This is a genomic window from Specibacter sp. NPDC057265 (genome assembly GCF_042668835.1).
Lineage (GTDB): Bacteria > Actinomycetota > Actinomycetes > Actinomycetales > Micrococcaceae > Specibacter.
The window spans coordinates 2,497-25,449 of record NZ_JBHUYE010000027.1 but is presented as its reverse complement, the minus strand read 5'-3'; the positions used below and the strand labels follow the sequence as shown (position 1 = coordinate 25,449).

General features: G+C 64.6%; 25 protein-coding genes and 1 pseudogene. 19 read left to right on the top strand and 7 right to left on the bottom strand.

Annotated elements, in window-relative coordinates; all coding sequences use genetic code 11:
* Window positions 1–67 precede the first annotated feature (67 nt).
* On the bottom strand, window positions 68–1,486 hold the full coding sequence (locus tag ACFUCV_RS14185; protein ID WP_380816847.1) for a glucose-6-phosphate dehydrogenase: 1,419 nt from the start codon (window positions 1,484–1,486) through the stop codon (window positions 68–70).
* 400 nt (window positions 1,487–1,886) lie between these two features.
* On the opposite strand from ACFUCV_RS14185, the gene ffh reads away from it, so the two are divergent.
* From ffh to ACFUCV_RS14090, 19 genes are all read left to right on the top strand, one after another.
* A complete protein-coding gene (ffh, locus tag ACFUCV_RS14180; RefSeq protein ID WP_380816841.1) occupies window positions 1,887–3,461 on the top strand; it encodes a signal recognition particle protein in 1,575 nt (524 codons plus the stop codon).
* 188 nt (window positions 3,462–3,649) lie between these two features.
* Window positions 3,650–4,357: an alpha/beta fold hydrolase gene (locus ACFUCV_RS14175; RefSeq protein ID WP_380816839.1), complete on the top strand. Its 708-nt coding sequence runs from the start codon at window positions 3,650–3,652 to the stop codon at window positions 4,355–4,357.
* A 9-nt stretch (window positions 4,358–4,366) separates the two neighbouring features.
* A complete protein-coding gene (locus ACFUCV_RS14170; RefSeq protein ID WP_380816837.1) occupies window positions 4,367–4,903 on the top strand; it encodes a GNAT family N-acetyltransferase in 537 nt (178 codons plus the stop codon).
* Window positions 4,904–4,958: 55 nt separating this feature from the next.
* On the top strand, window positions 4,959–5,843 hold the full coding sequence (locus tag ACFUCV_RS14165) for a VOC family protein (RefSeq protein ID WP_380816835.1): 885 nt from the start codon (window positions 4,959–4,961) through the stop codon (window positions 5,841–5,843).
* Window positions 5,844–5,919: 76 nt separating this feature from the next.
* Window positions 5,920–6,372, top strand: a complete 453-nt coding sequence (locus ACFUCV_RS14160) for a hypothetical protein (protein ID WP_380816833.1) — start codon at window positions 5,920–5,922, stop codon at window positions 6,370–6,372.
* Between the two features lie 217 nt (window positions 6,373–6,589).
* The gene (gene rpsP / locus ACFUCV_RS14155) at window positions 6,590–6,994 is read left to right on the top strand and encodes a 30S ribosomal protein S16 (RefSeq protein ID WP_380816831.1); all 405 of its coding nucleotides are present in this window, start codon (window positions 6,590–6,592) and stop codon (window positions 6,992–6,994) included.
* A gap of 4 nt (window positions 6,995–6,998) precedes the next feature.
* On the top strand, window positions 6,999–7,238 hold the full coding sequence (locus tag ACFUCV_RS14150) for an RNA-binding protein (RefSeq protein ID WP_380816829.1): 240 nt from the start codon (window positions 6,999–7,001) through the stop codon (window positions 7,236–7,238).
* A gap of 113 nt (window positions 7,239–7,351) precedes the next feature.
* Window positions 7,352–7,921 (top strand): ribosome maturation factor RimM, encoded by a 570-nt coding sequence (gene rimM, locus ACFUCV_RS14145; RefSeq protein WP_380816827.1) that lies wholly within the window; start codon window positions 7,352–7,354, stop codon window positions 7,919–7,921.
* Complete coding sequence (trmD, locus tag ACFUCV_RS14140; protein WP_380816824.1) at window positions 7,921–8,730, top strand: tRNA (guanosine(37)-N1)-methyltransferase TrmD; 810 nt, start codon at window positions 7,921–7,923, stop codon at window positions 8,728–8,730. Before rimM ends, trmD begins: the two co-directional genes overlap by 1 nt.
* A gap of 210 nt (window positions 8,731–8,940) precedes the next feature.
* Window positions 8,941–9,300, top strand: a complete 360-nt coding sequence (gene rplS / locus ACFUCV_RS14135; protein ID WP_380816823.1) for a 50S ribosomal protein L19 — start codon at window positions 8,941–8,943, stop codon at window positions 9,298–9,300.
* Window positions 9,301–9,317: 17 nt separating this feature from the next.
* Complete coding sequence (gene lepB, locus ACFUCV_RS14130) at window positions 9,318–9,977, top strand: signal peptidase I (RefSeq protein ID WP_380816821.1); 660 nt, start codon at window positions 9,318–9,320, stop codon at window positions 9,975–9,977.
* 83 nt (window positions 9,978–10,060) lie between these two features.
* The gene (gene lepB, locus ACFUCV_RS14125; RefSeq protein ID WP_380816818.1) at window positions 10,061–10,969 is read left to right on the top strand and encodes a signal peptidase I; all 909 of its coding nucleotides are present in this window, start codon (window positions 10,061–10,063) and stop codon (window positions 10,967–10,969) included.
* Complete coding sequence (locus ACFUCV_RS14120; RefSeq protein ID WP_380816814.1) at window positions 10,969–11,634, top strand: ribonuclease HII; 666 nt, start codon at window positions 10,969–10,971, stop codon at window positions 11,632–11,634. Before lepB (ACFUCV_RS14125) ends, ACFUCV_RS14120 begins: the two co-directional genes overlap by 1 nt.
* A 72-nt stretch (window positions 11,635–11,706) precedes the next feature.
* Complete coding sequence (locus ACFUCV_RS14115; RefSeq protein WP_233915267.1) at window positions 11,707–12,039, top strand: DUF2469 domain-containing protein; 333 nt, start codon at window positions 11,707–11,709, stop codon at window positions 12,037–12,039.
* A gap of 121 nt (window positions 12,040–12,160) precedes the next feature.
* Complete coding sequence (locus ACFUCV_RS14110; protein WP_380816810.1) at window positions 12,161–12,517, top strand: YraN family protein; 357 nt, start codon at window positions 12,161–12,163, stop codon at window positions 12,515–12,517.
* The gene (locus ACFUCV_RS14105; protein WP_380816809.1) at window positions 12,517–14,067 is read left to right on the top strand and encodes a YifB family Mg chelatase-like AAA ATPase; all 1,551 of its coding nucleotides are present in this window, start codon (window positions 12,517–12,519) and stop codon (window positions 14,065–14,067) included. Before ACFUCV_RS14110 ends, ACFUCV_RS14105 begins: the two co-directional genes overlap by 1 nt.
* Window positions 14,068–14,177: 110 nt before the next feature.
* On the top strand, window positions 14,178–15,359 hold the full coding sequence (locus ACFUCV_RS14100; RefSeq protein ID WP_380816845.1) for a DNA-processing protein DprA: 1,182 nt from the start codon (window positions 14,178–14,180) through the stop codon (window positions 15,357–15,359).
* 104 nt (window positions 15,360–15,463) lie between these two features.
* A complete protein-coding gene (locus ACFUCV_RS14095) occupies window positions 15,464–16,339 on the top strand; it encodes a tyrosine recombinase XerC (RefSeq protein WP_380816843.1) in 876 nt (291 codons plus the stop codon).
* A gap of 246 nt (window positions 16,340–16,585) precedes the next feature.
* On the top strand, window positions 16,586–17,089 hold the full coding sequence (locus ACFUCV_RS14090; RefSeq protein ID WP_380816807.1) for a DUF3145 domain-containing protein: 504 nt from the start codon (window positions 16,586–16,588) through the stop codon (window positions 17,087–17,089).
* A gap of 64 nt (window positions 17,090–17,153) precedes the next feature.
* Here the strand turns inward: ACFUCV_RS14090 and fabF are convergent, their stop codons facing one another.
* The 6 genes and pseudogenes from fabF to ACFUCV_RS14060 form a co-directional block, all read right to left on the bottom strand.
* Window positions 17,154–18,413 carry a beta-ketoacyl-ACP synthase II gene (gene fabF, locus ACFUCV_RS14085; protein ID WP_380816804.1) on the bottom strand — a complete coding sequence of 420 codons (1,260 nt, stop codon included), beginning with the start codon at window positions 18,411–18,413 and terminating at the stop codon, window positions 17,154–17,156.
* Window positions 18,414–18,549: 136 nt separating this feature from the next.
* A complete protein-coding gene (locus ACFUCV_RS14080) occupies window positions 18,550–18,795 on the bottom strand; it encodes an acyl carrier protein (protein WP_038462997.1) in 246 nt (81 codons plus the stop codon).
* A gap of 88 nt (window positions 18,796–18,883) precedes the next feature.
* Window positions 18,884–19,945: a beta-ketoacyl-ACP synthase III gene (locus ACFUCV_RS14075; protein WP_380816799.1), complete on the bottom strand. Its 1,062-nt coding sequence runs from the start codon at window positions 19,943–19,945 to the stop codon at window positions 18,884–18,886.
* Window positions 19,942–20,892: an ACP S-malonyltransferase gene (locus tag ACFUCV_RS14070; RefSeq protein WP_380816795.1), complete on the bottom strand. Its 951-nt coding sequence runs from the start codon at window positions 20,890–20,892 to the stop codon at window positions 19,942–19,944. The genes ACFUCV_RS14075 and ACFUCV_RS14070 overlap by 4 nt, the downstream gene beginning before the upstream one ends.
* Window positions 20,893–21,060: 168 nt before the next feature.
* The gene (locus tag ACFUCV_RS14065) at window positions 21,061–22,377 is read right to left on the bottom strand and encodes a PucR family transcriptional regulator (RefSeq protein ID WP_380816793.1); all 1,317 of its coding nucleotides are present in this window, start codon (window positions 22,375–22,377) and stop codon (window positions 21,061–21,063) included.
* A gap of 153 nt (window positions 22,378–22,530) precedes the next feature.
* Window positions 22,531–22,953, bottom strand: a pseudogene (locus tag ACFUCV_RS14060) (pyruvate dehydrogenase (acetyl-transferring), homodimeric type); the annotation flags it as partial.

Below are 22,953 nucleotides of genomic sequence, written 5' to 3'. Positions count from 1 at the left end.
ATTAAAAGCCCGCCCGGCTGCCGCCGTCGTCCATGCAGGGTCCATGCACTAGGGGAATGCCGCCCCCTCACCGCTGGCTGGTGCCCCAGCCTTCCGGGCCCGAGGATCCGGCCGCATAATCCTCCAGCGGGACAACGTTGGCTTTCCAGGCCGCAAAGGCCGGTTCCACAATGCGCCAGCATTCCTCGGCGGTGTCCCCGCGCACCGAAAGCAGGGGATCGGCGCTCAGGACGCCGTCGAGCACTTCACCATAGGGCAGCAGGGGGTCGCTTCCCAGCTCGGCGGCCAGCTGCACCCGGTCCAGGCTAAAAAGATCACCCGGACCGTTGACGTCCAAATCCAAGGTCAAATTCGCCGGGCCGAAGCCAATGTGCAGCCGGGTGGGGGAGTCGGTGCCTTTGAAGCCGGCGGGCAGGTGCGGCACGGGTTTGAAGGTCACCACGGCTTCCTTGCGTGCCCGGCCCAGGGCCTTGCCGGAGCGCAGGATAAACGGCACGCCCGCCCACCGCCAATTGTTCACATACACTTCCACCTCAGCCAGGGTCTCGGTGCCCAGGGCGGGATCCACGCCTTCCTCGTCCACATAATTGGGCACGGGCCGGTCCCCAATGGTGCCGTGGGTGTAGCGTGCCCGGCGGGTATGGTCCGCCAATTTTTCCTGCCGGTCCGGTGTGGAGGAGGCGTGCGGGCCCACGGTGGCCGCACGCAGCACGGCGGCGATGTTGGCACGCACGTCCCGTTCATCCAGCGAAGCCGGCGGTTCCATGGCCATGATGGCCATGATTTGCAGCAGGTGGCTTTGAATCATGTCCCGCCCCGCCCCCGCCTGGTCGTAATAACGGGCCCGGTTTTCCAATGTCAGGGGCTCATCAAAAATGATCTCCACCTTTGCCACGTGGTCGTTGTTCCAGGAGTGCTCCAGGAGCCGGTTGGCAAACCGCAGGCCTATGATGTTCAACACCGTGGACTTGCCCAGAAAATGGTCCACCCGGTGGATGTGGTTTTCGGGCACCAGCCGCGCCAGGGTGGCGTTCAAGGCCCGGGCCGACTCGGCACTTGAACCGAAGGGTTTTTCCATGACCAGGCGTGTCCCTGCCGGCAGCTCGGTGGCTTTGAGGGTTTCGCAGGCCTTTTGGCTCACCGCCGGCGGCAGGGCGAAGTACAGCGCCACCGGTCCGGTGACCTTGGCCAGGAACGCGCCCAGCGCGCCCGGGGCAGTGACGTCCAGCTGCTGATAGCTGCTTTGTTCCTGCACGCGCCGCAGATCGGCAATGCCGGCGTCGGTGGTCATTTCGGAGGATGTCAGGGCGGGGGCAAAACTTGCCTCAAGGCGTTGCTGCCACTGCTGCGCGCTCCAGGCATCGCTGCCTGCCCCCACCAGTGAAAGACCGGGGGCGCGGCCGGCTGCTATCAGGCGGGCAACTCCGGGCAGAAGCAATCTGCCGGTGAGGTCACCGGAGGCGCCGAGAATCACCAGGGTCTTGATTCTGGAGTCGGCATTTTCCGCCGTGGGCGGGGATGCCTGCACGGCAGGATCTGCGGATGGGACAGGGCCGGGGGAAGAAGTGGTTTTACTCACCCTCCCAGCATGCCATCACAGCGGCGGATTTGGTGGACCTGGGGCGGTTGGACCAACCAGTTTTCCGCCGGGGCCATTCATGCACCGTCAAGTGCCCAAGTCTGGGGGTCGTGTGCAGCCAAGGGGCCCGGCAGTTGATACCCTTGGTAGTTGAATCCCTCAGGAAAGGGAGTGGGACGTCTGGGCCTTGTGCCTGTCCCTCCGGTCTCATCCTGACTCAAGTAGATTGCCGCGCCTTTTGCGCGGGCGGGCCAGTGGCCGGTCCGCGCGGGCGTTGGTCAATCCAGACGAAAGAAGTGCGCGGCGCGTGTTCAACTCCCTATCTGATCGGTTGACAGCTACTTTCAAGAACTTGCGTGGCAAGGGCAGGCTGAGCGAAGCCGACGTTGATGCCACGGTACGTGAGATTCGCCGTGCCCTTTTGGACGCCGACGTTGCCGTGCCCGTGGTGCGGGCCTTTACCGCCAACGTCCGTGAGCGCGCCCTGGGTGCGGAGGTCAATGAGGCGCTGAATCCGGCGCAGCAGATCGTCAAGATCGTCAACGAAGAACTTGTGGCCATTTTGGGTGGCGAAACCCGCCGCATCAACCTGGCCAAGAACCCGCCCACCGTGATCATGTTGGCCGGTCTGCAGGGTGCCGGTAAGACCACCCTGGCCGGAAAACTGTCCAAGTGGCTCAAGGGCCAGGGCCACAGCCCGCTGCTGGTGGCTGCGGATTTGCAGCGTCCCAACGCCGTCAAGCAGCTGCAGGTCAATGGGGAGCGCGCCGGTGTCCCCGTTTTTGCCCCGCACCCGGGCGTGTCCAGCGAATTTGAATCCGCCACCGGCGATCCGGTGGCCGTTGCCATGGCCGGTCTGGCCGAGGCCAAGTCCAAGCTGTACGACGTGGTCATTGTTGACACCGCCGGACGCCTGGGCATTGACGCCGAACTGATGAAGCAGGCCGCGGACATCCGCGCCGCCATCAACCCCGACGAGGTCCTGTTTGTCATTGACGCCATGATTGGCCAGGACGCCGTCAACACGGCGCAGGCCTTCAATGAGGGCGTCAACTTCACCGGCGTGGTCCTGACCAAGCTCGACGGCGACGCCCGTGGTGGTGCGGCGCTGTCAGTGGCCTCCATCACCGGCAAGCCAGTCATGTTCGCCTCCACGGGTGAGGCGTTGGATGACTTTGAGTTGTTCCACCCGGACCGCATGGCCAGCCGCATCCTGGACATGGGTGATGTCCTTACGCTCATTGAGCAGGCTGAAAAGAACTGGGACAAGGGCGAAGCCGAGCGGATGGCGAAGAAGTTCGCCGACCAGGAGGATTTCACCCTGGATGACTTCCTGGCCCAAATGCAGCAGATCCGCAAAATGGGCTCCATGAAGAAGATGCTCATGATGATGCCCGGCGCCGCGAACATGCGCCAGCAGCTGGAAAACTTCGACGAGCGCGAAATTGACCGGGTGGAGGCCATTGTCCGCTCCATGACCCCGCATGAGCGCATGGCGCCCAAGATCGTCAACGGCTCCCGCCGCGCCCGCATTGCCAAGGGTTCCGGTGTGCACGTTTCCGAGGTCAACGGCCTGCTGGAGCGTTTTGGCCAGGCCCAGAAAATGATGAAAAAGATGGCCTCCGGCGGCGGCATCCCCGGAATGCCGGGCATGGCAGGCCCCGGCGGATTCAACAGCGCCCGCAAGGGCAAGCAGAGCCCTAAAAAGAAGGCCAAGTCCGGCAACCCGGCCAAGGCAGCAGCCGAGTTGAAGGCCGCGCAGGAGAAGGCCAATGCGCCCAAGGCCCTGCCCACCGGAGCGGCTTTTGGTGCCGGAGCACAGGATTTTGACCCCTCGAACCTGAATCTGCCCAAGGGTTTTGAGAAGTTCCTGGGCAAGTAGCAGCCTTTCCCCTGCCGGTGCCCGTGCCCTCAAGCGCCCGCGCCGAATCAGATGGACCCCTGTTTAATCAGATGCAGCCCTGCGTCTGATTCAACAGGGGTCCATCTGATTCGCCGGAGCATTCGCCGGAGCATTCGCCGGAGCACTCTCCGGCGGCCACTGTCAGGGACTTCCGGTAGCCTGCCACAATGAGTAAAACCCCAATTGTATTTGTGCACGGCATGGACGGTTATGGTGCGGCGGCATGGCCTGCGCAGCACCTCCTGGCCGGCACGTACGACTGCCTGTTCCTCAAACGCACCGGATTTGATGCCGTGGAGCCTCCCGCCGGCTCCGACTTCGAGGCCGATGCAGCCATTGTCATTGACGCCCTGGGCAGCGGCGGGCACCTGGTGGCCCATGCCCAGGGTGCCGTGCCGGCCATGATGGCGGCGGTTCTGCGTCCGGATGTGGTCCGTTCCCTGGTGCTCGTGGAGCCGCTGATGCTCTCGCTCACGTCGGAACTGCCGGCAACTGCGGCCTTCGTGGCCCGTGTGGCGCAGCTGATCAACCGTGCGGACGCCTTGGCTGACCAGGCTTTTCTCACCGAGTTCAACACCCTGATGGCCGTCACCGTGGCACCCAACCACGAGTCCCTGGAACGGCGGGCTTCCCGGGCCAGGCTGCTGCTGACCTCCACGGGTGCCGCACTGCACATCATTGCCGGCGTTGACACCACGGTGCTGACCGGCGGGTGGGAGCCGCTCTATGAAGAGGTGGCTCAGGCGCTGGCCACCACCGGCGCACGCCATGAAATCCACCGCAGCGGCCACCGCCCCCACGACACTGCCGAAGGGGCTGCGATGCTGGCAGGATTTATTGCCCTGGCGGACGCAGAAGTGGGTTCGCACAGCTAGTCTTTGTCCATGTTTGAAATTCGTCCGGCCGCCCTGAGCGAATTTGCCCTGTTGCCAGCCATTGAAGCGGAGGCCGACACGGCCTTTGAAAGACTTGATCCGCCGCTGAGCACTGCCAACTTTCCCGCCCCTGCCGAAGCGGCCGAGTACGCCGGAGCATTTCACATCATGGTGGCAGGCAGGCCGCCGGCGGGCTTTGTCCGGTTGGAATTGGTCGACGGCCAGGCGCACCTGGAGCAATTGGCTGTCAGCGGCGTCTATTCCCGGCAGGGAATTGGCCGGGCCCTGATCCGGGCGGCGCAGGCGTGGGCCAGGGAGGCAGGCTTTGGGGCCATGACACTAAGCACCTTTGCCCACGTTCCCTTCAACGCGCCGTTGTATGCCAGCTGTGGTTTTGTGGAACTGCCGCAGCATGCGTGGGGTCCGCAGCTGCAGGACATCCGGCGGCGGGAACAGGCCGCCGGCCTTGATGAACTGGGTCCGCGGGTTGTCATGGTGGCGGACCTCACGGCCGGGGACGGGCGCCGGCAGCCCACCGCGGAATAAGTTGAAGCTTCAAGTAGTTGGATGAGATGGGAACACATTCAATCCAGGAGCAACCATGAACAATTCGAACGGCCTATTGTCAGCAGACCTCACCATGGGCACCGTGATGCTCAAAGTGGGCAACATGTCCACCATGAGCAACTACTACCAAAAGGCCCTGGGCCTGGACATTGTGGCCGAGGCCGACGGCGGACAATACCTGGGCCGCGGCACCACCGCCTTGGTGCATCTGCAACCAGCTGGAAGCCTGAAGGTGCCAGGACGTGGCGAGGCCGGTTTGTTCCACACGGCACTGCTGTTCAGCAACCAGGCGGATTTGGCCGCCACGGTGGCCACCGCCGCGCAATACAATCCGGAGTCCTTTGCCGGCAGCGCCGATCACTTGGTCTCGGAGGCGTTTTACTTCACCGACCCTGAAGGCAACGGCATTGAGCTGTACTGGGACCGCCCGCGCGATGCCTGGACCTGGAACAAGGGCGAGGTGGAAATGGCTTCCCTGGCGCTCCCGCCGCAGCGCTACCTCGATTCCCACCTGACGGAGCAATCAGTCACCGGCCAGCGCGCCGCCGCCGCCGGTGTGGGCCACGTCCACCTGCAGGTGGGGGACATTGCCACGGCCGAGCAGTTCTATGTCACTGCTTTGGGCTTTGAAAAAACGTCCACCTTCCATGGCCAGGCCCTTTTTGTGTCCGCGGGCGGGTACCACCACCACATGGCCATGAACGTTTGGAACAGCCGCGGCGCGGGCCCGCGCCGGGACACCTTGGGCCTGGGTGAGGTGCTGATCAAGGTCCCGGGCGCTGACGACGTCGGGGCCCTGGGTGAGCGCTTGGCCCGGCACGGCATTGCCGCAGCCCACACCGGTGCCGAATTGATCCTTGCCGACCCGTGGAAGAACCGGATCCGCGTTAGTGTAGAAGGCGTGTCAACGCTTTCCTAGCTTTGCACCGCGGACCCCGGCGTCCGCGCCGGCCGGACCAGTCAGGTCCGCCCTTCCTTACTTGAAAGGCTTATGCGTGGCCAATTACTCCGAGTTCTTCATTGCCGACCACCACCAGGCCGTGGCGCGCGCCAAGGCCCGAACGGCGGGCAAGCCGCCCGCGGTGGAGGTTCCCGTGCTTCCCACCCCTGGTTTGAGTGATTTTGAGATTGAAGTGCTCGGTGGCCTGGCCGTGAAAAAAGTCCATGCCACAGGGGTCGGCGCGGAATTGAGCCTGGTGGACATTGAGCTCGATGACTTGTTTGCCGTCCCGGATGCGCTCCTGGAGGTCTTTGCCGAACTTCACGCCCCGGAAGATCCCGAAGATGTGACGGAACTTGCCGTCGAGTGGGCCGCGGCAGAGGAAATGGAGTCGACCCCTGAGGTGACCGGACCGCTCCTGCGCGCCTTGGCGGCAATGGCCGCAGCGGCGCTGGAAGCCGCGGAGGGCAACGCCAAAATGGGATTGTTCTTTTACAGCGCGCCGTAAAGGTCCCTGAATCCACGCCGCCGGGGGTGGGACCCGGTGGCGCGTGTGCAATGTGTCCGGCGGATGCCCGATTGTCTGGCATAATGGACAGGTACTCGATCCACGTGGCCCCTCTCTCCGCGTGATGGTCCTGTCCTTAGAAGTCCGCAGATCGGCCCGCCCCACGGGAGCGTGAACCGGATTTCGCCCCTTTTTCGAACCAGGAGTAACCACAAAAGTGGCCGTAAAGATTCGCCTTAAGCGCTTTGGTAAAATGCGTGCACCGTACTACCGCATCGTCGTCATGGACTCACACTCAAAGCGTGACGGCCGTGCCATCGAAGAGATCGGCAAGTACCACCCCACCGAGCAGCCTTCATTCATCGAGGTCAATTCAGACCGCGCCCAGTACTGGTTGGGAGTCGGCGCACAGCCGTCCGAGCCTGTTGCCAAGCTCCTGAAGATCACCGGTGACTGGCAGAAGTTCAAGGGCATCAAGGGCGCCGAAGGCACCTTGAAGACCAAGGCCCCCAAGGAAGCCTTCGTGGCTCCCGAGGCCAAGAACGTTGTTGTCAAGGAAGCCATCACCAAGAAGGCCAAGAAGGCTGACTCGGAAGATGCCGCTGAGAGCACAGAGGCTTAGCAGCTTGTTGGCTGAAGCGCTGGAGCACCTTGTCCGCGGGATAGTTGACTCTCCCGAGGACGTTGTGGTGAGCGTGAAGAACAACCGCCGCGGGGAATCCCTTGAGGTGCGCGTTCATCAGGACGATCTTGGCCGGGTCATTGGCCGCCAGGGCCGCACCGCCCGTGCCTTGCGCACTGTGGTGGCAGCCCTGGCCAATGGCGAGCCGGTGCGTGTTGACGTAGTTGACACGGACCGCCGCTGACGGGCCCGACCTTGATTTTCAGTAGTTAAGCCAAACGTTTGGCCCCGGCACCATAATGGTGGCGGGGCCAAATTTTTCCCCATTTTTTTAAAGCAAAAAGTTTAGGAGTCCCCATGCAGGTCCAGGTCGCACGGATTGGCAAGCCCCATGGCATCAAGGGTGAAGTGACGGCCCTGGTCCTCACCGACGCCCCCGATTCCCGTTTCACCGTGGGCACGGAGTTCGTCGTCGAGCCGGCCAAACTGGGCACTCTGACGGTGCGCAGCTCGCGCTGGAACAAGGACATCCTGCTGCTGGGCTTTGAAGGCACCACCACCCGCAACGATGCGGAACTGCTGCGCGGGGCCACCTTGTTCTTTGAATCCGACGACGACGGGGACGACGAGGCCTGGTACGAGCACGAGCTCCTGGGGCTGGAAGTCCGCGTCGGCGGCCAGCGCGTCGGTGAGGTCACCGGACTGCGCACCCAGGCCGTGCAGGACCTGCTGCTGGTGAAGGACACCGAAGGCGATGAGGTCCTGGTGCCCTTCGTGGATGAGATTGTTCCCGAAGTCAACATTGAAGCCGGCTATGTGCTGTTGACCCCGCCGGCCGGACTGTTCACGGTGAACAAGGAAAATGCCGAAAACGACGAGTCCGGCGAGGCCGCGGACCTGGGTGGTTCAGAAGGGCCGGAACACTGATGCGTTTTGACGTGGTCAGTATTTTCCCGGAGTACCTGGCCCCCCTGGACCTGAGCCTGATTGGCAAGGCGCGCACCCAGGGGCTGCTGGAACTTGCCGTGCATGATCTGCGCAGCCACACCGTGGACAGGCACCGCACGGTGGATGACACCCCCTATGGCGGTGGTGCCGGAATGGTGATGAAAGCGGAGCCCTGGGCGCAGTCGCTGGCGCAGATCGCCGCGGCATCCCCGGTGTCCGACGGCGCGAAGCCCACCTTGATTGTTCCCTCACCGGCCGGGGAGGTGTTCAACCAGCAGCTTGCTTATGAACTGGCGGCGGAAGAGCACCTGGTGTTTGCCTGCGGACGCTACGAGGGCATTGACGAGCGGGTTTTGGAATGGGCGGCGGAGGAGTACAACGTCCGTCCCGTCAGTCTGGGCGACTACGTGCTCAATGGCGGGGAAGTGGCGGTGCTGGCCATGGTGGAGGCCATTGGCCGGCTCATTCCCGGGGTGGTGGGCAACCCCGAATCCCTGGTGGAGGAGTCGCATGCGGACGGGCTGTTGGAATACCCCGTCTACACCAAACCCTCCAGCTGGCGTGGCCGCGACGTTCCCGAGGTGCTGCTCAGCGGCAACCACGGCAAGATCGCCAAGTTCCGCAAGGAACTTCAGCTGCGCCGCACGGCGGTGCGCCGCCCCGACCTCATTGCCGCCCTGGACGTGGCCGCCTTCAGCAAGGCCGATAAGAACGTGCTGTGGGAGCTGGGCTACGCAATCGTCAATGGCAGGGCCGTGCAGCGGGACGCCGTCGTCGAACCCGATTAGTGCCCAGCACGCTCCCTATGGCAAAATGGAGGAACGTGTCCACTGGGCCCGTTCCTGCCACAGGGGGAGCGTTGGCCAGCACAGCGGCACACCGGTGATTTATGTTAAATTCCGGTCCACTTCTTCGATTCCCCGTGACTGGCCATGCGCCGTCCACGGAGGTCGTGACACAAAGTAAATGACCTGCGGCGTTTACCTGGAGAAAGTACCATGCATCTTCTCGATTCCGTCGACGCAGCCAGCCTGCGCAGCGACATCCCCGCCTTCCGTGCCGGTGACACCCTCAACGTTCACGTGAACATCATTGAAGGTTCCCGCTCACGTGTCCAGGTTTTCAAGGGCTTCGTCCTTGGCCGCCAGGGCGACGGCGTCCGCGAGACCTTCACGGTCCGCAAGGTCTCCTTCGGCGTCGGCGTGGAGCGCACCTTCCCGGTGCACTCCCCGGTGCTGGAAAAGATTGAGGTTGTCACCAAGGGTGACGTCCGCCGCGCCAAGCTGTACTACATGCGCAACCTGCGCGGCAAGGCTGCCAAGATCAAGGAAAAGCGCGACAAATTCCCCACCAAGTAACACCGGGGATCCGCACTTTGGCTTCTGCGAAACGCCAGTCCAGGAAACTGGGCTGGCGTTTTGTTGTTTTACTCGCCGCAGTCGTTTTTGTGGTGCTTGCACTGATCCGCAATGTCTGGGTGGATGTCTACTACATTCCCTCGGAGTCCATGGAGCCGCTGCTGCTCACAGGCGACCGGGTGCTGGTCTCCCGCACGGAGTTTGCACACCGGCCCGTTGAACGCGGCGACGTGGTGGTGTTTGACGGACGTGGGTCCTTCCTGCCCCTGGCATCAGCTGCCGGCCCCTTGGCCGACGGCGTGGTGGCCACCGGACAGTGGCTTGGCCTGGTTCCCCGGGACCACATTTACGTCAAGCGCGTTTTGGGCGTGGCCGGGGACACCGTGCAATGCTGCTCAGCGGATGGTTTGTTGAAAATCAATGGCGTCCCTGTGACCGAGGAGTACCTTTACCCCAATGATGTGGCAAGTGACGTCACCTTTGAGGTGACGGTGCCGCAGGGTAGATTGTGGCTCATGGGTGATCACCGCAGCGTTTCCTTGGATTCGCGCTCCCTGTTGGGCGCCCCGGGCGGCGGCTTGATTGCCACCTCCCGGGTCATTGGCGCCCCAGTGGCCACCGTGTGGCCGCTGGGACGGTTGCATGCCCTGGAGCGGGATCCCGGGACACTGCCCTGAATCAGGCGCCGCCGCACCCCGGGCTGTTGTCCCAAAGTGCCCAGTAAGAACTCTGAACCGACTTTGCTAAGGAATTGACGTTGATGCAGGAAAGTGTTCCGGGGGAGTCCAACCATGCGGCGGGTCCCGACGGGAAGTCCTCCGGCCCCGCCGGGAACCAGCCGCGCCAAAACGGGCGGGCCCGGCGCTTTGGATCACCGCGGCATGCGGCGGGTGCGTCGTCGTCGGCCCTGCCCCCGGGCGACGGCGGCGATGCCCCGGCCGGCGGGGCGGGCACCGAACGCCTGGGCACGCAGCTGCTGGCCTGGGGCAGGGAACTGCTGACCATTGTGGTCATTGCGGTGGTGCTGTCATTTCTTATCAAGACTTTCCTTTTCCGGGCCTTCTACATCCCTTCCGGATCCATGGAAAACACCCTGCAGATCAATGACAGGATCTTCGTCAACCTGCTGGTGCCCGAACCCATCAGCATCAAGCGTGGGGACGTGGTGGTCTTCAAGGACACCCAGGGCTGGCTGGCGGAGGAACCGGCCCAACAAAACTCCGGCAGCTGGCTCAGCGACGCCGCCATCTTCATTGGCCTGGCCCCGGACAACTCCCAACAACACCTGGTCAAGCGTGTCATTGGCCTGCCCGGAGACAGGGTCGTTTGTTGTGATGCCGAAGGCAGGCTCAGCGTCAACGGCCAGGCTCTGGACGAGCCCTACCTGTATCCGGGCGCCGCGCCGTCGGAAACGGCATTTGCCGTCACAGTCCCCGAAGGCCAGCTGTGGGTCATGGGCGACCATCGCAACAACTCCCAGGATTCACGTTTCCACGACGCCTACAACGGCACCGGCTTTGTCCCCGTTGAGGACGTTGAAGGGCGGGCGGCGGTCATTGCCTGGCCGCTGGCGCACTGGGGCATCCTGGGCAACCATCCCGAGGTGTTCAAGGACGTCCCCGACGCACCGGCCGGCTCCCTGGACGAGACGTCACCGGCGGCCCCCTGATGCCCGCGGCGCCGCCAACGCTGGAGTGGGAGCGGGAGCTTGCCGCCCAGGGATACCAGGTGGTGGCAGGAGCCGATGAAGTGGGCCGCGGCGCGCTGGCCGGGCCTGTCAGCGTTGGCATTGTCATCATTGAAGCCGGGAGCGCCGCAGAGCTGCCCGGGGTGAAGGACAGCAAACTGCTGCCCGGGCCCGCGCGGGTTGCCCTGGTGCCCGCCATTGCGGCCTGGGCCAGGGCCAGCGCCGTGGGGCATGCGCAGGCACATGAAATTGATGCCCTGGGAATTGTGGGGGCGCTGCGCCTGGCCGGCACCCGCGCCCTGGCGGCCGCCGCAGCCGGCCTCACACCCGATTTTGTGATCCTCGATGGGAACCACAACTGGCTGGCTGAACCTGAACAGCTGGATTTGTTTGCCACCGGACCCCTGGCCCCGCTGCCGCCGTGGCGCATTCAGACCCGCATCAAAGCCGACATGACATGCTTGACAGTGGCCGCCGCCAGTGTCCTGGCCAAGGTGGAGCGCGACGCCATCATGGCAAATTTGGCCGTGGACTTCCCCGCTTTCGGCTGGGACGCCAACATGGGATACGGCACGGCCACCCACAAGGCCGCGATTGCCCAGCTCGGTCCCACGGACCACCACCGCAAAAGCTGGCGTCTGCTCTAGCTGAACACCCGCCCTGCTTCGTTTCCGGCCGCCGGTTGCGCCGCACAGCCCCGTGTGGGGGATGATGGAGGCATGAGTGCTGAGGACCTGGAAAACTACGAGACCGACATGGAGCTCCAGCTCTACCGCGAATACCGCGACGTGGTGAACCTTTTCAGCTACGTGGTGGAGACCGAGCGCCGCTTTTATTTGGCCAACCACGTCGACTTGCAGGCCCGCTCCGCCGACGGCGAGGTGTACTTTGACCTGACCCTGCAGGACGCCTGGGTGTGGGATGTGTACCGTACGGCCCGATTCGTCAAAAACGTCCGCGTCATTACCTTCAAGGACGTCAACGTGGAGGAACTCATTAAATCGGACGATCTGCAGATCCCCAAGGACAGCCAGCTGGGGCCGCTGGGGTAGCCGCCACGGCCTGGGTGGCTTGTTCCTCCACAACCCGCCAAGGAAAAAGCCCGGTCCACAAATGGCACCGATGAGCCGCCGACCATGATCCGCACCCGCCAGACTGGCAGTGGAGGCGGTCATGAGAGCACAAGATGCGTTGGGTCAAAGCGGTGAGCGGCTGGCGGCGGACTACCTGGAGGAACGGGGCCTGCGGGTCATTGACAGTAATTGGCGGTGTGCCAACGGAGAAATTGACCTGGTGGCGCTGGACGGCGATGAACTTGTCATTGTGGAGGTCAAGACCCGCCGCTCCCGCAGGTACGGGGACCCGCTGGAGGCGTTGACGCCCGCCAAAGTGCGTCGTCTGCGCACACTGGCCGTGCTGTGGGCCCGTGAACACCAGCGGCTCAGCGCTTCCCTGCGCATAGACGCCATCGGCATCATCATGGGCGGTTCCGCACCGCCTGCCATTGACCATTTGAAGGGCGTGGCCTGATGGGCATGGGCCGTGCCCTGGCCGTGGCCTTGGTGGGACTCAACGGCCATGTGGTGGAGGTGGAGGCCGACATAGGCCAGACCCTGCCAAATTTTATTTTGTTGGGCCTGCCGGACGCGTCATTGTCCGAGGCCAGGGAACGCATCCGCGCCGCCGCGCACAATTCCGGAATCCCGCTGAGCAGACGCAAAATCACCGTCAATCTGATCCCTGCCTCGCTGCCCAAAAAAGGTTCCGCCTTTGACCTGGCCATAGTCATGGCGGCCCTCAATGCCGCCGGCGACGTCCAGCGCACAGCTGGCACGGTCTTCTTGGCGGAACTGGGACTCGATGGCAGATTGCGCCCCGTGCAGGGCGTGTTGCCGGCAGTGCTGGCCGCGCAGGCGGCAGGGCATGAGGAATTTGTGGTGGCCACCGCCAATATGGCCGAGGCGCAGCTGGTCAAGGGGACCAGGGTGCGCGGGTACGACTGTCTTGCCCAGGTGGCCCTTGATTTTGACGCCGCCCTCCCGGGCCTCCGGCTGGAACGGTCCGCCGCCGGCGCGGACCTGCGCAGGCACCGCGACGGCACGGGCGGCGGAGCCGGTGAAAGCCCTCCGGACCTGTCGGAGGTGGCGGGCCAACCGGTGGCGAGGCTGGCTTTGGAAATAGCAGCCGCCGGCGGACACCACCTGATGATGGTGGGCCCGCCCGGCTCCGGCAAAACCATGCTGGCCGAGCGGCTGCCAGGGCTGCTGCCGGATCTCAGCGACGCCGAAGCCATGGAGGTCACAGCCATCCATTCCCTGGATCAACGCGGCGGTGACCTCAAACTGATCCGGCGTCCGCCGTATGAGCGCCCGCACCACTCAGCCAGCAGCTCGGCCATCATAGGGGGCGGCAGCGGCATCCCCCGGCCCGGTGCGGCCACGCGTGCCCATCGCGGCGTCCTGTTCCTGGACGAGGCGCCGGAGTTTGACAAGCGGGTTCTCGACGCGCTCCGCCAGCCCTTGGAAAGTGGCGAACTGGTGCTGCACCGCGCGGCCGGCACAGCAGCGTATCCCGCCCGCTTTCAGCTGGTCATGGCTGCGAATCCCTGCCCCTGCGGCAAGGCGACGGGCAAAGGGATCCACTGTGAGTGCACACCCATGGCCAGGCGCAGATACTTTGCACGGCTCTCGGGGCCGCTTTTGGACAGGGTGGACATTCAACTGCAGGTGCAGAAGGTCCAGTTGGCGCAACTGGCCCGCACATCCTGTGGTGAATCCAGCGCCCAGGTTGCCACCAGGGTCAGACAGGCACGTGAGCGTGCCGGCGCCCGGCTCGCACCGTGGGGTTTGGTCCACAACGCCGATCTCACCGGACGCATCCTGCGGGGGCCCCTGCGGCTTGGTGGACATCAGACAGCCGTGCTGGACCGGGCCATGGGAAGCGGTGTGCTCAGCGCCCGTGGTTATGACCGGGTGCTGCGCCTGGCCTGGACAGTGGCGGACTTGCAGCAGCGGGACCAGCCTGACAGCGATGATGTGGGGCTGGCCCTGACACTGCGCCAGCGGGGAGAAGGGATGTGAACGGCATGGAAATGAACCACCACGAGGGTGCGCCCGCCGGCGGTGAAGTCCAGGGCAGGCAGGCGGCCGGGCAGGCGCTGCGCCTTGCCCGTGCGGCCCTGAGCAGACTCATGGAGCCTTCGGATTTCCCCGGGCTTGCACTCATTGAGGTTCTTGGCCCGGAGGAGGCCTTGGCCTTCATTGCCAGCGGCCAGTCCAGCCACGCGAAGATCGAGCAGGAAATGAGTGTGGTCCTGGCCGCGGCAGGCACCGAACGGTGGCCCGGTTTAAGCGAGGTGCTCCAGCGCTGGTGGCCCCGCTTAAGGGACGCCGGGGCGCAACGTGATGTGGAAACCGTCAAAAGGCTCGGTGGCGGCTTCCTGGTCCCCGAAGATCCACAATGGCCGCAGGCCCTGCAGGATCTGCAGCTGGGGGCGCCCATCGGCCTGTGGTTCAGGGGTGCGGGCCTGCCCATCCCCGCCCAGGGCAGCTGCATCGCGGTGGTGGGCTCCCGTGACAGCACCAGCTATGGGGCCAATGTGGCCTCGGAAATCACCAGTTCACTGGTGCAGCGCAATTTCACGGTGGTCAGCGGCGGAGCCTATGGCATTGACGCGCACGCCCACAGGGGAGCCCTTAGTGCAGCCGGGACCCGGTCCGGGGCAGTGCGCGCCGGCCGCGGGGACATCCCTGCCGTGAATCAGCTTCCCACCCTCGCCGTCATGGCCGGAGGGGTGGACAGGTTCTATCCTTCGGGGAATGAGGAACTGCTGCGGGCGGTGGCACGCCAGGGCCTGATCGTGGCGGAGGTGCCACCGGGAACAAACCCCACCCGGTACCGGTTTTTGCAACGCAACAGGCTCATTGCCGCACTGTGTGCCATGACGGTGGTGGTGGAGGCGCGTTGGCGTTCGGGGGCGCTCAACACCGCCCACCACGCGGAGCAGCTCAGCCGTTTGGTGGGAGCCGTTCCCGGCTCTGTTTATTCGGCCAATTCCGCCGGCTGCCACCGGCTGCTGAAGGAGGGGGCCGCTGTGTGCGTGTCCGATGCCGCGGACATTGCAGAACTTGCCGGCGGCATGGGAGAGCACCTCGTGGTGGAGCCCGTCGTGGAAGCTGCCCTGCATGACGGTCTGGGAACCTCGGACCTGATGGTCCTTGACGCCCTGCCGCTGCACGTGACCACCTCAGTGGAAAAGTTGTGCGTTGTGGCCGGGCTGGGCGCCACCACCATTTTGGCTGGATTGGGGCGTCTGGAAGCCCTGGGACTGGCTGAACGCCGTGCCGGAGGGTGGAAACGCGGCGTCCCATGAACCGGCAATTTGCCCAGGCGCTGCAGGTGGCGCACAGTAAAGGGGTGGACCAGAACGAACGAGCTGCACTGCCAGCGGAACTGGCGCGGGCAGCGCAGGCCTTTATGCACTACCAGCGCACCGAACGCGGCCGGTCCGAACACACTTTGCGGGCCTACGGCGGTGATGTTGACTCGCTGCTCATCCACGCCGTCACCGAGGGCAATGTGGCCTTGTCGGATGTGGATCTCGCTTCCCTGCGGCGCTGGCTGGGGCAGCAAAGCGCCGAAGGGCTGTCCCGTTCCACTTTGGCACGACGGACCGCCACTGTGCGCAGCTTCATGTCCTGGGCGCAGCGCGAGGGGCTGCTGGCGGTGGATCCGGCGCTTCGGCTGCGGGCCCCGCAGCGCGGGAAATCCCTTCCCGCCGTCCTGCAGCAGCAGCAGCTGCGCCGGCTGATGGATGATTTGCTCGCTGCCGCCGAAACCTTGGAACCCCTGCCGCTGCGGGATTTGGCCATGGTGGAACTGCTCTACGGCACCGGGATCCGCGTGGGGGAACTGGCCGGCCTGGATGTCCTTGACATTAACCGGGAGCGGCGCACCATCAAAGTTCTGGGCAAGGGGAACAAGGAAAGAACAGTGCCCTTCGGGGTGCCGGCGGACCGTGCAGTGGCACGGTGGCTGGAGTTGGGCAGGCCCAAGCTGGTGCAGCCGCACAGCTCCGCGGCGTTGTTCCTGGGCCAGCGGGGAGGGCGCATTGATCAGCGCACGGTGCGCACCGTGGTGGACAGGCTCTTGGGGAAGTTGGGCGACACTTCGGCCACGGGGCCCCACACCCTGCGCCACACCGCTGCCACGCACCTGTTGGACGGCGGCGCCGACCTGCGTGCAGTGCAGGAAATCCTTGGCCACAGCTCATTGGCCACCACACAGCTGTACACCCACGTCTCGGTGGAGCGGCTGCGCGAAAGCTACCGTACGGCCCATCCGCGGGCCTAGTTCCGGTGGGCGGGGGCAACAGTGCCGCGGCGTTTTATGAAGGCCACAGGGAATACTTCCCCTGCCGGTGGCAGAATGGTGCACGCTACGGCACAATGAGAGGGACGCAAAACTATTTACTGAAAATTGATGGCACTGGACAGGCAGTCCAGACAGCTTGGGACAGTCACCACAAGCTTCGCGCACCAAGGTTCCACCCGTCAGCAGGTCGTTGGGGAAGACGCACCTACTGCAATGGAGGATGGAATGAAGGCAGCAACCACGCGCGGTGTTTTGTTTGTGCACTCAGCCCCGGCTGTGATGTGCCCGCACATTGAATCATCCATTGCCGGGGTGATGGATCAGCGCGCGGATCTGCAGTGGACTGCTCAGCCCGCAGCGCCCAATGTGCTGCGCACGGAACTGAGCTGGCGTGGTCCGGCAGGCTCCGGGGCGAGGCTCGCCTCGTCCCTGCGCGGCTTCGCCAATGTCCGTTACGAGGTGACGGAGGATCCCAGCCCGGGTGTTGATGGTTCGCGCTGGTCGCACACCCCGGAGCTCGGCATTTTCCATGCCGTCACGGACGTGCACGGCAACATCATGGTCTCCGAGGACCGCATCCGCTATGCCTACGAGGCTGGGAAGGGCGATCCGGCGGTGGTGTACCAGGAATTGTCCCTGGCGTTGGGGGAGGCGTGGGATGAGGAGCTTGAACCGTTCCGCCACGCCGCAGCCGGCGCCCCCGTCCGCTGGCTGCACCACGTGGGCTGAGTCCACGCCACAAGGAAAAGACCCGCAGCGCCTGCTGCGGGTCTTTTCCTTGCACTGCCTGCCTTTAGGCCATGTCAACCTTGGGGCCGGTGCTGCGAACGGCCACCACGGCGTTGTGCCCGCCAAATCCAAAGGAGTTGTTCAAGGCCATGATCTCACCCTCCGGCAGCGCGCGGGGGGTGCCGGTGACCACGTCCAGGGGAATCTCGGGATCCTGGTTGTCCAAGTTGATGGTGACAGGTGCCAGACGGTGGTACACGGCCAGCACCGTCAGCACCGACTCCACGGCACCGGAGGCGCCAAGCAGGTGGCCCATCTGGGACTTGGTGGCGGAGACACAAACCTTGTCCACGTGGTCCCCCAAGGCGGCTTTCAAGGCGGTGTACTCGGGCTTGTCACCCACCGGGGTGGAGGTTGCATGGGCGTTGACGTGGACCACGTCTTCGGGCAGGGCCCGGGCGTCGTACAGGGCCGCCTTCAGGGCGCGGGTGGCACCCAGGCCCTGGGGGTCCGGGGCGGTGATGTGGTACGCGTCGGCGGTGACGGCGGTGCCGGCCAGCTCGCCGTAGATCCGGGCACCGCGGGCAATGGCATGCTCTTCGGCCTCGAGCACCAGCGCGCCGGCACCTTCACCCATGACAAAGCCGTCGCGGCTGATGTCATAGGGCCGTGATGCCGTCTCCGGGGAATCGTTGCGCTTGGACAAAGCCTGCATGGCGGCAAAGGAGGCCAGGGGCATGGGGTGGATGGCGGCTTCGGCACCGCCGGCCATGACCACATCGGCCTTGCCGGAACGGATCAGCTCCAGTCCCATGTGCAGGGCCTCGGTGCCCGATGCGCAGGCCGAGACGGGGGTGTGGGCGCCGGCGCGGGCGCCGAGGTCCAGGCTGACGGCCGCAGCAGGGCCGTTGGGCATGAGCATGGGCACGGTCATGGGCAGAACCCGGCGCGGGCCCTTGTCCCGAAGGGTGTCCCAAGCGTCGAGCAATGTCCACACCCCGCCAATGCCGGTGGCGAAGGTTACGGCCAGACGGTCATGGTCTATGTCCTCAAGGCCGGAGTCCTTCCAGGCTTCACGGGCAGCCACCACTGCGAACTGGGTGGAGGGGTCCATGCGCTTGGCTTCAACACGGCTGAGGACTTCAGTGGCGGGAGTTGAGGCCTTGGCGGCAAAGTGGACGGGAAGTTCGTATTTCTCCACCCACTCATCAGTGAGTGTGTGGGCGCCGGAGACGCCCTTGAGGGCGTTCTTCCACATGGTCGGGACGTCGCCGCCAATGGGCGTGGTGGCACCCAGACCGGTGATGACTACTTTGCGGGCCATGGTTCAACTCTCTAAAAATATAAACAAAGGGAAAGGGGCAGCGCAGGGAAAATGTTTGTGGTTGGCCGGTGTCCTGCAGGCCGGCCAACCACTTTGCCCTGTGCCGACTAAACGGTGGGGCGAAGGCAGGGGCTGTTTAGGCCTGTGCGCCTGCAATGAAGCTGACGGCGTCGCCGACGGTCTTGAGGTTTTTGACTTCCTCGTCGGGGATCTTGACGTCGAACTTCTCTTCGGCGTTGACCACAATGGTCATCATGGAGATCGAGTCGATGTCCAGGTCGTCCGTGAAGGACTTGTCCAGTTCAACGGCCTCAGGTGCCAGGCCGGTCTCCTCGTTGACGATTTCAGCCAAGCCGGCCAGGATTTCTTCGTTGCTAGCCATTGACGGCTCCTTTTCTAGTTTGCACAAAACCCGGCGTTCGCGGGTTCGTGCACGCGTGAATCTGCTCCCGGGCGGGAGTAGATGTGTTTTAGGGAAGGCGCACCACTTGGGCGCCAAACACCAGTCCGGCACCAAAGCCGATCTGAAGCGAAAGTTTACCGGAGAGCTCCGGGTTCTCTGCCAACAGGCGGTGTGTTGCCAGGGGAATGGAGGCGGCCGAGGTGTTGCCTGCTTCGGCAATGTCGCGGCCAATCAAGACATGCGCGGGCAGTTTCAGCTGCTTGGCGAGTTCATCGATGATGCGCATGTTGGCTTGATGCGGTACAAAGGCACCCAGGTCATCCGCCGTGATGCCGGCGGTCTCCAGGGCCTGCTTGGCCATTTTGGCCATTTCCCACACGGCCCAGCGGAACACCGTCTGGCCATCCTGACGCAGGGTGGGCCACAGGGTGGAGTGGGCCTCGTCGGCGGCGGCCAGGGACACGCCGTCGCCCTTCATGGCTTGTTCGCTGAAGTCGCGGATGGCCAGTTGGGAGTGGGTCATGCCCACGGCATCCCATTTGCTGCCGTCGGAACCCCACACTGCCGGGCTGATTCCGGGCTCGTCGGAAGGTCCAATGATGACGGCGCCGGCACCATCGCCAAGCAAAAAGGAGATGGTGCGTTCATGATTGTCAATGACATCTGAAAGCTTCTCCACGCCAATGACCAGCACGTAGTCGGCCGTTCCGGAGCGCACCAGCGAATCGGCCTGGGCCACGGCGTAGCAGTAACCGGCGCAGGCTGCCGAAATGTCAAAGGCCGGCGCGGGGGTGGCGCCGATCCGGTCCGCGATTTGGGCCGCGGCCGACGGCGTGGCGTAGGGGTGTGTGACGGTGGAGACCAGCACCGCGCCGATTTGCGACGCCGTGATGCCTGCCTTTTCAAGGGCTTCATTGCCGGCGGCCACCGCCATGTCGGTGACTGAGACATCGGCCGGTGCCCGGTGCCGGGTGATGATGCCCGTGCGCTGGCGGATCCACTCGTCAGAGGAATCAATCCACTGGCAGACGTCTTCATTGGTGACAATGTTGCTGGGCCGGTACGCGCCAAGTCCCAGAATGCGGGAGCCGGCGCGGGTGGCCGTCTGGTTCAGAACGGGGGTGCTCACTGGTTTCCTTCTTCCACGGAGTGTGCTGCCAGCAGTTCCTGGGCAGCTTCCAAATCGTCGGGGGTCTTCACCGCCAGGGTCTTCACGCCAGGCATTCCCCGTTTGGCCAAGCCTGTCAGCGTGCCGGCCGGAGCCAATTCCAGGACGGCGGTGACGCCCATGGCGGCCATGGTTTCCATGCACAGGTCCCAGCGCACGGGGCGGGAAACCTGGGCAATAAGTGAATCCAGGGCCGCGTCCCCGGTCGGGACGAACGCGCCGTCGTAATTGGACAACAACGGCACCTTTGGCGCGTGGGGCGTCAGCGAAGGCGCCAGCGCCTTCAGGGCCGTCACGGCGGAATTCATGTGGTGGGTATGGAACGCCCCCGCAACCTGAAGGGCAATGACCCGGGCCTTCGCCGGCGGGGCGGCAAGCAGTGCGGCAATTTGCTCCAGCGTGCCTGCGGCCACAATCTGGCCCTTGGAGTTCATGTTCGCGGCAGTGAGCCCGGCTGCGGCAATGGCCGCCACGACCTCTTCAGCGTCTCCGCCCACCACTGCCGCCATGCCGGTGGGCGTGGCTGCTGCGGCTTCGGCCATGCTGTTGGCGCGCTCCTTCACAAACGCCATGGCATCGGCGTGGGAGAAGGTCCCGGTCAGGGCTGCGGCGGTGATCTCACCGACCGAGTGGCCGGCAACCACCACCTGGCGCCCGGCCAGCGCCGCTGTGGGGTCGATGCCCAGAAGGGCCTGGGCCGTGATGAGTCCGGCAGCCACAATGAGCGGCTGGGCCACGGCAGTGTCCTTGATGGTTTCGGCATCAGAGACCGTGCCGTGGGTCAAAAGGTCCACTCCGGCCGCCTCGCCGAGGGCGGCCAGCTGCTCACGGACGCCGGGGCGTTCCAGCCATGGGGAAAGGAAACCGGGGGACTGGGAGCCCTGACCTGGGCAGACTATTGCAAGCACATTAACCAGCTTTCCAAACTTGGTGCCGTGCGCACCGTGTTTTCCTGCACCAAGCTCCTCGGCACAATTTGTAGGAAGTCTACAACTGCCATGGCGTGGTGACGTCCAGGGCGCGCCGTTTTAAGTGAAGTGCAGCCAAAAGCGGCACAGGTGGACGGGGTACGCCGCTCAAGGGTGCGGGCCCGCCTTCGGGTGCGCAGGCAACTTGCCGGCACCCTTGAGAGGGGCGGCGAGCCTGCCCACCACCAGGGCCGTCTGCAGGACAAAGGCCTCGCGGGGGATCAGCGGGTCCCACCCCGTCACGTCGCAGACCCGGCGCAGGCGGTACCTGACGGTATTGGAATGGACAAAAAGCTCCCGGGCCGCAGCCTCCAGGGAATGGCCGCCGTGGAGGTAGCTGCCCAGTGTTTCCGCCAGACCGTTCGAAGCCGCCAGCAGCGGGCGGTAGACCCTGTCGAGAAGTTCGTTGCGGGCGGACTCGTCCCCGCCAATCACACGCTCCGGCAGCAGTTCATCGGCGGAGACGGGGCGTGGAGCTGCCGTCCAGCCCTTGACCACTGAAATGCCGGAAAAGGCGGCCTGTGCCGAGGCCGTGGCATCTGCCAGTGTGGCAGCCAGCGGGCCATACACCACCGGTCCCGGCGCGAAAAGCTCACTTAGGCGCACATGGGCGGATTCCGGGGTGGCCACCCGGCCCAGCACCAGGATCAGCTTGTCGCCTTGGATGCCCACCATGATGTCTTCTGCAAAGCGGGCCGCGGCACGGCGCAGCGTGGCCAGATAGGAGGCGTTTGCCTCCGCCGGGGCCGCTCCCACCATGACGGTTATGCTGCCGTGCGAGGTCCAGCCCAGGGCCGATATCCGGGACTGCAGCGCGTCGGGGTTTTCCCCCCGCAGGATCCCGTCCACGGCCAGGGCCTCCAGGCGCGTATCCCAGGCGCCCCGGTTTTCGGCGGCACGGGCGTAGACGTCCGCGGCGGCAAAGGCCACTTCCCGCGAATAACGCAACACCGCCTCGCGCAGGGCCGCTTGATCCTGTTCGGCGGCAAGCTCCGGGACCCTGTCCTCGACCACCTGCACCACCGTGCGGATCAGCTGCAGGGCCCGCTGGAGGCTGATGGAACGGGTCAGTTCCGTCGGTGCCGTCCCAAAAACGTCCGACAGCACCCAGCTGGGCGAGGAAGGGTGTTCGTACCAGGAGACAAAGGCCGAGATGCCATTTTGTGCCACCAGCCCCAGGGCCGAGCGTTCGTCGGCGCTGAGCCGCCGGTACCAGGGAAGGGTGAACTCCAACTGGTGGCGCATCATGGTGGAGAGCGTGCCAATGTTGGCCCGCAGCCGTTCCAACGTTTCCGGGCCTGCCTGCCGGGAGGCGGTGGGGGACCCGATTGCCGGCACCAGCGGCTTCGCCAAGGGTCCTTCGGGCGGCCCCGCCGCGGAAGGACCGGCGGCAGAGCCGTCCGTCAGTGGTTTTTTACTTGCCATACCCCGAGGATAGGCGCTGGCGGCCCACGGTGCCATTTGTAGCTTTCCCATAACTTCGGCACCGAGCGGCACCCGGGCAGCAAAACGGGCAGCTGCGGTTTTTGTGGAATGTCCACTAAAACCGCAACTGCCCGTTTTTACCCTGCTGTTGTTTTAGCTGTCGCCGCCGGCGTTGCCGGTGGTGCCTGCGTTGACGTTGAGGAGGTCGTATTGGGTGATGGCTTGTTGTGGTGTGTTGGTGGGGACGTGGCCGTTTTTGGCGAGCATTTGCAGGGTGCGTACGACTATGGAGTGGGAGTCGATTTTGAAGTGGCGGCGGGCGGCTGCGCGGGTGTCGGAGAAGCCGAAGCCGTCGGCGCCGAGGGTCGCGAAGTCGTTGGGCAGGAATTGGCGTACTTGGTCCGGGACGGCTTTCATGTAGTCGGTGACGGCGATGATGGGTCCTTGTGCGTCGGCCATTTTGGTGGTGATGTACGGGGTTCGGGGTTCGTTTTCGGGGTGGAGGAAGGCTTCTTCTTCGGCTGCGAGGCCGTCGCGGCGCAGTTCGGTCCAGGACGTCACGGACCAGACGTCCGC

What these genes read in the sequence shown, in the direction of transcription:
- ACFUCV_RS14175 (WP_380816839.1), top strand. Translation starts at nt 3,650, where the DNA reads ATGAGTAAAACCCCAATTGTATTTGTGCACGGCATGGACGGTTATGGT.
- ACFUCV_RS14170 (WP_380816837.1), top strand. Translation starts at nt 4,367, where the DNA reads ATGTTTGAAATTCGTCCGGCCGCCCTGAGCGAATTTGCCCTGTTGCCA.
- ACFUCV_RS14165 (WP_380816835.1), top strand. Translation starts at nt 4,959, where the DNA reads ATGAACAATTCGAACGGCCTATTGTCAGCAGACCTCACCATGGGCACC.
- rimM (WP_380816827.1), top strand. Translation starts at nt 7,352, where the DNA reads ATGCAGGTCCAGGTCGCACGGATTGGCAAGCCCCATGGCATCAAGGGT.
- trmD (WP_380816824.1), top strand. Translation starts at nt 7,921, where the DNA reads ATGCGTTTTGACGTGGTCAGTATTTTCCCGGAGTACCTGGCCCCCCTG.
- rplS (WP_380816823.1), top strand. Translation starts at nt 8,941, where the DNA reads ATGCATCTTCTCGATTCCGTCGACGCAGCCAGCCTGCGCAGCGACATC.
- lepB (WP_380816818.1), top strand. Translation starts at nt 10,061, where the DNA reads ATGCAGGAAAGTGTTCCGGGGGAGTCCAACCATGCGGCGGGTCCCGAC.
- ACFUCV_RS14120 (WP_380816814.1), top strand. Translation starts at nt 10,969, where the DNA reads ATGCCCGCGGCGCCGCCAACGCTGGAGTGGGAGCGGGAGCTTGCCGCC.
- ACFUCV_RS14115 (WP_233915267.1), top strand. Translation starts at nt 11,707, where the DNA reads ATGAGTGCTGAGGACCTGGAAAACTACGAGACCGACATGGAGCTCCAG.
- ACFUCV_RS14110 (WP_380816810.1), top strand. Translation starts at nt 12,161, where the DNA reads ATGAGAGCACAAGATGCGTTGGGTCAAAGCGGTGAGCGGCTGGCGGCG.
- ACFUCV_RS14105 (WP_380816809.1), top strand. Translation starts at nt 12,517, where the DNA reads ATGGGCATGGGCCGTGCCCTGGCCGTGGCCTTGGTGGGACTCAACGGC.
- ACFUCV_RS14100 (WP_380816845.1), top strand. Translation starts at nt 14,178, where the DNA reads ATGGAGCCTTCGGATTTCCCCGGGCTTGCACTCATTGAGGTTCTTGGC.
- ACFUCV_RS14095 (WP_380816843.1), top strand. Translation starts at nt 15,464, where the DNA reads ATGCACTACCAGCGCACCGAACGCGGCCGGTCCGAACACACTTTGCGG.
- ACFUCV_RS14090 (WP_380816807.1), top strand. Translation starts at nt 16,586, where the DNA reads ATGAAGGCAGCAACCACGCGCGGTGTTTTGTTTGTGCACTCAGCCCCG.
- fabF (WP_380816804.1), bottom strand. Translation starts at nt 18,413, where the DNA reads ATGGCCCGCAAAGTAGTCATCACCGGTCTGGGTGCCACCACGCCCATT.
- ACFUCV_RS14080 (WP_038462997.1), bottom strand. Translation starts at nt 18,795, where the DNA reads ATGGCTAGCAACGAAGAAATCCTGGCCGGCTTGGCTGAAATCGTCAAC.
- ACFUCV_RS14065 (WP_380816793.1), bottom strand. Translation starts at nt 22,377, where the DNA reads ATGGCAAGTAAAAAACCACTGACGGACGGCTCTGCCGCCGGTCCTTCC.